This window comes from Streptomyces phyllanthi (assembly GCF_009377205.1).
Lineage (GTDB): Bacteria > Actinomycetota > Actinomycetes > Streptomycetales > Streptomycetaceae > Streptomyces > Streptomyces phyllanthi.
This window is the reverse complement of the sequence record NZ_VJZE01000530.1, coordinates 1-5,847: the sequence shown is the minus strand read 5'-3', so window position 1 is coordinate 5,847 and position 5,847 is coordinate 1. Positions and strand designations below refer to the sequence as shown.

Genomic DNA, 5,847 nt, shown 5'->3' with positions numbered 1-5,847 from the left:
GGGGAGGCGGGGGCCTGCGGGTCCGGCGCCGGCGCGTGTGGGGCCGACGGCTCGGGGAACCCGCTCGACGAGGCCAGGCGGTGGTCGGCGCGGGGTGCCGACTCGCTGACCGGCGAGGGGACCGAACTGGCCCCCATCCAGCAGGCGTTCATCGACGCCGGCGCCGTCCAGTGCGGCTTCTGCACCCCGGGGCTGCTGGTCGCCGCGGACGAGATGCTGGAGCGCAACCCGAACCCGACCGACGCCGACATCCGCGAGGCGCTGTCCGGCAACCTCTGCCGCTGCACCGGCTACGAGAAGATCATGGACGCGGTCCGCCTGGCGGCCGCCCGGCAGGGAGAGGCGGTCTGAGAGATGCCTTCCCCCAAGCTCTCGGCTTCGCTCGAGCAGGGAGGCGCCCCCGTCGGCGCTCCCACCAGGATCACCCAGGGCTCGCAGACCCAGGGCGGCATCGGCGAGTCCACGCTCCGCCCGGACGGCACCCTCAAGGTCACCGGCGAGTTCGCGTACTCGTCCGACATGTGGCACGAGGACATGCTGTGGGGCCACATCCTGCGCTCCACCGTCGCCCACGCCGATATCGTCTCCATCGACATCAGCGAGGCCCTGGCGACACCGGGCGTGCACGCCGTCCTCACGTACGACGACCTGCCGACCGAGGTGAGGAACTACGGCCTGGAGATCCAGGACACCCCGGTCCTCGCCCACGGCAAGGTCCGCCACCACGGCGAGCCAGTGGCCGCGGTCGCCGCCGACCATCCGGAGACCGCCCGCCGCGCCGCCGCGAAAATCAGGGTCGAGTACCGGGACCTGCCGGTCATCACGGACGAGGCGTCCGCGACGGCACCCGACGCGGTCCTCGTCCACGAGAACCGCACGGACCACCATGCCGCCCATGTCGCCCACCCGAACATCGTCCACCGCCAGCCGATCATCCGCGGGAACGTGGCCCGGGCCCGTGAGCGCGCGGACGTGATCGTGGCGGGCGAGTACGTCTTCGGCATGCAGGACCAGGCGTTCCTCGGCCCCGAGTCGGGCCTCGCGGTCCCCGCCGAGGACGGCGGCGTCGACCTGTACGTCGCCACCCAGTGGCTCCACGCCGACCTGCGCCAGATCGCCCCCGTCCTCGGGCTGCCCGAGGACAAGGTCCGTATGACGCTGGCGGGCGTGGGCGGTGCCTTCGGCGGCCGTGAGGACCTGTCGATGCAGATCCACGCCTGCCTGCTCGCCCTGCGCACGGGCAAGCCGGTCAAGATCGTCTACAACCGCTTCGAGTCCTTCTTCGGGCATGTCCACCGCCACCCGGCCAGGCTCCACTACGAGCACGGGGCGACGAAGGACGGCAGACTCACCCACGTCAAGGCCCGGATCGTCCTCGACGGCGGCGCGTACGCCTCCTCCTCACCGGCGGTCGTCGGCAACGCCGCCTCGCTCGGCGTCGGCCCGTACGTCGTCGAGGACGTCGAGGTGGAGGCCCTCGCCCTCTACACCAACAACCCGCCCTGCGGCGCGATGCGCGGCTTCGGCGCGGTCCAGGCGTGCTTCGCGTACGAGGCGCAGATGGACAAGCTGGCGGCGGGGCTGGGCATGGACCCGGTGGAGTTCCGGCAGCTGAACGCGATGTCGCAGGGCGCGGTCATGCCGACCGGGCAGGTCGTCGACTCCCCGGCGCCGGTCGCCGAACTCCTGCGCCGCGTCAAGGCGATGCCCCTGCCGCCCGAGCAGCAGTGGCTCACGGCAGGTGAGGACCCTGACGTACGGCAGCTCCCGGGCGGCCTGTCCAACACCACGCACGGCGAGGGCGTCGTCCGCGGCATCGGCTACGCGGTCGGCATCAAGAACGTCGGCTTCTCCGAGGGCTTCGACGACTACTCGACGGCCAGGGTGCGCATGGAGGTCATCGCGGGCGAGCCCGTCGTCACCGTGCACACGGCCATGGCGGAGGTCGGCCAGGGCGGAGTCACCGTCCACGCGCAGATCGCCCGCACCGAACTGGGCGTCGCCCGGGTGACCATCCACCCCGCCGACACCCGGGTCGGCTCGGCGGGCTCGACCTCGGCCTCCCGCCAGACGTACGTCACCGGCGGTGCCGTGAGGAACGCCTGCGAGCTCGTACGCGAGAAGGTCCTGGAGCTGGGACGCGGCAGGTTCGGCGCCCACCACCCGGCGTGGGCGACGGCCGAACTGCTCATGGAGGGCGGCAAGGTCGTCACCGACGGCGGCGAGGTCCTCGCAAGCCTGGCGGACGTGCTCGGCGACGACGCGGTCGAGATCGAGGAGGAGTGGCGGCACCGGCCCACCGAGCCCTTCGACCTGCGCACGGGGCAGGGCTTCGGCCACGTCCAGTACAGCTTCGCCGCGCACCGGGCCGTCGTCGAGGTCGACACCGAGCTCGGCCTGGTCAAGGTCATCGAACTGGCCTGCGCCCAGGACGTCGGCAAGGCGCTCAACCCCCTCTCCGTCGTCGGCCAGATCCAGGGCGGCACCACCCAGGGCCTGGGCATGGCGGTGATGGAGGAGATCGTCGTCGACCCGAGGACCGCGAAGGTGCGCAACCCCTCCTTCACGGACTACCTCATCCCCACGATCCTCGACACCCCGGCCATCCCCGTCGACGTGCTCGAACTCGCCGACGACCATGCCCCGTACGGACTGCGCGGCGTCGGCGAGGCACCCACCCTGTCGTCGACCCCGGCGGTCCTCGCGGCGATCCGCGCGGCGACGGGTTTGGAACTCGACAGGACGCCAGTACGTCCTGAACACCTGACGGGCCAGAAGGGCCTGACGGGAAAGCCGTAGGAGAACAACCATGCTGGACATCGCCGAGGAACTGGACCGGTGGGTGTCGCAGGGCCGCGACTTCGCGGTGGCCACCGTGGTGGCCGTCGGCGGCAGCGCGCCACGCCAACCCGGCGCGGCGCTCGCCGTCGACACCGAGGGCACGGCGATCGGCTCGGTCTCCGGCGGTTGTGTGGAGGGCGCGGTGTACGAGCTGTGCCGGCAGGCGCTGGCGGACGGCGAGACCGTCCTGGAGCGCTTCGGCTACAGCGACGAGGACGCCTTCGCCGTCGGACTGACCTGCGGCGGTGTCATCGACGTCCTCGTCACGCCGGTCAGGGGCACCGACCCCGCCGGTCCCGTGGTCGCCTCCGCGCTGTCCGCCGCCGCCCGCGGGGAGGCGGCGGCACTGGCGCGGATCGTGTCGGGCCCGGGGGAGATGCGGGGCCGCGCGATGGTGGTCCGCCCGGACGGCTCGTACGAGGGCGGCTTCGGCGGGCATCCCGAACTGGACCGGACGGTCGTGGGCGAGGCGGGTGCCCTTCTGGACGCCGGCCGCACCGGCACCGTGGAGATCGGCGAGCAGGGCTCGCGGTGCGGAGCACCGCTCACGGTTCTCGTCGAGTCCTCGGTCCCCCCGCCCCGGATGATCGTCTTCGGTGCGATCGACTTCGCGGCGGCACTGGTCCGCGTCGGCAAGTTCCTCGGCCACCACGTCACGGTGTGCGACGCGCGCCCGGTGTTCGCGACCGCCGCCCGCTTCCCCGAGGCGGACGAGGTCGTGGTCGAGTGGCCGCACCGGTACCTGGAGCGCACGGAGGTGGACGCGCGGACCGTGCTGTGCGTCCTCACCCACGACGCCAAGTTCGACGTACCGCTGCTCAGGCTGGCGTTGCGGCTGCCGGTCGCGTACGTCGGCGCGATGGGCTCCCGCCGCACCCACCTGGACCGCAACGAGCGGCTGCGCGCCGTGGGCGTGACCGAGCTGGAGCTGGCCCGCCTGTGCTCACCGATCGGTCTGGACCTCGGAGCCCGTACGCCGGAGGAGACGGCCCTGTCCATCGCCGCGGAGATCGTCGCGAACCGGCGCGGCGGCAGCGGGGTGTCCCTGACCGGTGCCCACATCCCGATCCACCATGACGCGCGGCCGGAACCCACGGGACGGATCGGCTCGGTGGCCTGACCCGGACCGCTCTCCGGACCGCCTTCCCGCATCGCTTTCCCGCATCGCCTTCCTGCATCGCCTTTCCGAGCCGCTTTTCTCGGCCCCGCGCCGCGGGTCTTGACGCACGCATACCCCTGGGCAACGCTCTCGTGGGAGCGCTCCCGCAAGTCCCTCGCCCAGTGACCGTTGCGACTCAGGAGTGAACCGCATGAGACGTGCCTCAGCATGGCTCGCCGCCCTGTCCCTGGGGCTGGCGGCGCTGTGCCTCACCCCCGCCACGCCCGCCGCGGCCGACGAGACCGTCGACCGCGGCGCCTCCCTGTACGTCCCCGACGCCAACCCCGACGCGTACCGCCAGGTCCGCGACCTGCTCCGCGCCGGTCAGTTCCGCGACGCCGCCGGCATCGTGGCGATGGTGAACACCCCGCAGGCCGTCTGGTACGGCGACCAGAGCCCGGCGGAGGTGGAGCGGCTGGCCCGGGGCGTCGTACGCGACGCGGCGCGCGAGGGCGCCGTACCGGTGTTCGCGCTCTACAACGTGCCCGGCCGTGACTGCTCCAACTACTCCGGGGGAGGGGCCTCCAACACCGCCGAGTACAAGGCGTGGATCGACGCCGTCGCCCGAGGCGTCCGCGGCCACGGCGCGATGGTGATCCTCGAACCCGACTCACTGGCCCTGCTCCCCGCCGACTGCGGCCAGGACGACGCCCAGGGCACTCTCACCACCGCGCGGTACGCCGAGGTCGACTACGCCGTGGACCAGCTGGAGCCGCTGCGCGGCGTGCGGGTCTACCTGGACACGGGCCACCCCGGCTGGCACAGCGTCAACTCGATCGTGCCGCGCCTGCTCAGGGGAGGCGTCGCCCGGGCCACCGGCTTCTACACCAACACGTCCAACTACCACACCGACGACGCCACCTCCTGGTACGGCAAGCTGATCTCGTCCTGCCTCGCGTACGTCGACGGAGGCGGCGCGGCCGCCGACTGCCCGAACCAGTGGTGGCCGCGGACCGACGCCCAGTCCTGGATCGACGCGAACGTGCACGTACCGCCGTCCCGGATGAAGCACTTCGTGACGGACTCCAGCCGCAACGGCCGGGGGACGTGGACCCCGCCGCCGGGCAAGTACACCGACCCGCAGGACTGGTGCAACCCGCCGGACCGGGGCCTGGGCGCCCGCCCGACGCTGCGGACGGGCGACCCGCTGCAGGACGCCAGGCTGTGGATCAAGATTCCGGGCGAGTCGGACGGACTGTGCCTGCGGGGCACCGCGGGACCGGAGGACCCGGAGCGCGGGATGGTCGACCCGAAGGCGGGGGACTGGTTCCGCGAACAGGCGCTGGAACTGGTGCGGTTGGCCGATCCCCCGATTCTCGGGGGACGTTGACGTCGTTGCCGAAGCCCGTGGGTCAGGCGGAGGGGCCGGGCCTGCGGGCCAGCAGATACCCCTGGGGGGTCTTCTCGTACGGCCCCTCGGCCTCCCGTACGAGCCGTGCGACCTCGACGAACCCGGCCTCGACCAGCAGCTCCGACACCAGGCCGGGCGGGAACCGGTACACGTCGAGGTCCAGGTCATGGCCGTACGCGTGTGTCAGACGCGTGGACCCGTCGCCGACCTTGAAGGCCATGAGTAACTGCCCGCCGGGGGCGAGCACCCGGTAGAACTCCTCGAAAGCCACCGGCAGTTCCTCCGGCGGGGTGTGCACGGTCGAGTACCAGGCCAGCGCCCCGGCCAGCGACTCGTCCTCGAGGCCCAGCGCGGTCATGGACCCGACCTCGAACCGCACTCCGGGACACACCCGCCGCGCCACCGCGACCATCTCCGGCGACAGATCGATCCCGAACACGTCCAGCCCGAGGGAGGCGAGATGACCGGTCAGCCGCCCCGGCCCACACCCCAGATC

At 72.4% G+C, this 5,847-nt stretch carries 5 protein-coding genes; 4 read left to right on the top strand and 1 reads right to left on the bottom strand.

Annotated elements, in window-relative coordinates:
• The 4 genes from FNH04_RS40070 to FNH04_RS40055 form a co-directional block, all read left to right on the top strand.
• A partial coding sequence (locus tag FNH04_RS40070) for a (2Fe-2S)-binding protein (protein ID WP_228031895.1) occupies positions 1-351 on the top strand: 351 nt, incomplete at its 5' end.
• A 3-nt stretch (positions 352-354) separates the two neighbouring features.
• Complete coding sequence (locus FNH04_RS40065) at positions 355-2,799, top strand: xanthine dehydrogenase family protein molybdopterin-binding subunit (RefSeq protein ID WP_152791059.1); 2,445 nt, start codon at positions 355-357, stop codon at positions 2,797-2,799.
• Between the two features lie 10 nt (positions 2,800-2,809).
• Positions 2,810-3,961, top strand: coding sequence for an XdhC family protein (locus FNH04_RS40060; protein WP_152791057.1), 1,152 nt, complete (start codon positions 2,810-2,812; stop codon positions 3,959-3,961).
• Positions 3,962-4,151: 190 nt separating this feature from the next.
• Positions 4,152-5,330, top strand: coding sequence for a glycoside hydrolase family 6 protein (locus tag FNH04_RS40055; protein ID WP_152791055.1), 1,179 nt, complete (start codon positions 4,152-4,154; stop codon positions 5,328-5,330).
• Between the two features lie 22 nt (positions 5,331-5,352).
• Here the strand turns inward: FNH04_RS40055 and FNH04_RS40050 are convergent.
• On the bottom strand, positions 5,353-5,847 hold a 495-nt coding region (locus FNH04_RS40050; protein WP_152791053.1), incomplete at its 5' end, for a class I SAM-dependent methyltransferase.

Bases quoted from the DNA above. Each gene is read 5' to 3' on its own strand.
- FNH04_RS40060 (WP_152791057.1), top strand. From the start codon at position 2,810: ATGCTGGACATCGCCGAGGAACTGGACCGGTGGGTGTCGCAGGGCCGC.
- FNH04_RS40055 (WP_152791055.1), top strand. From the start codon at position 4,152: ATGAGACGTGCCTCAGCATGGCTCGCCGCCCTGTCCCTGGGGCTGGCG.
- FNH04_RS40065 (WP_152791059.1), top strand. From the start codon at position 355: ATGCCTTCCCCCAAGCTCTCGGCTTCGCTCGAGCAGGGAGGCGCCCCC.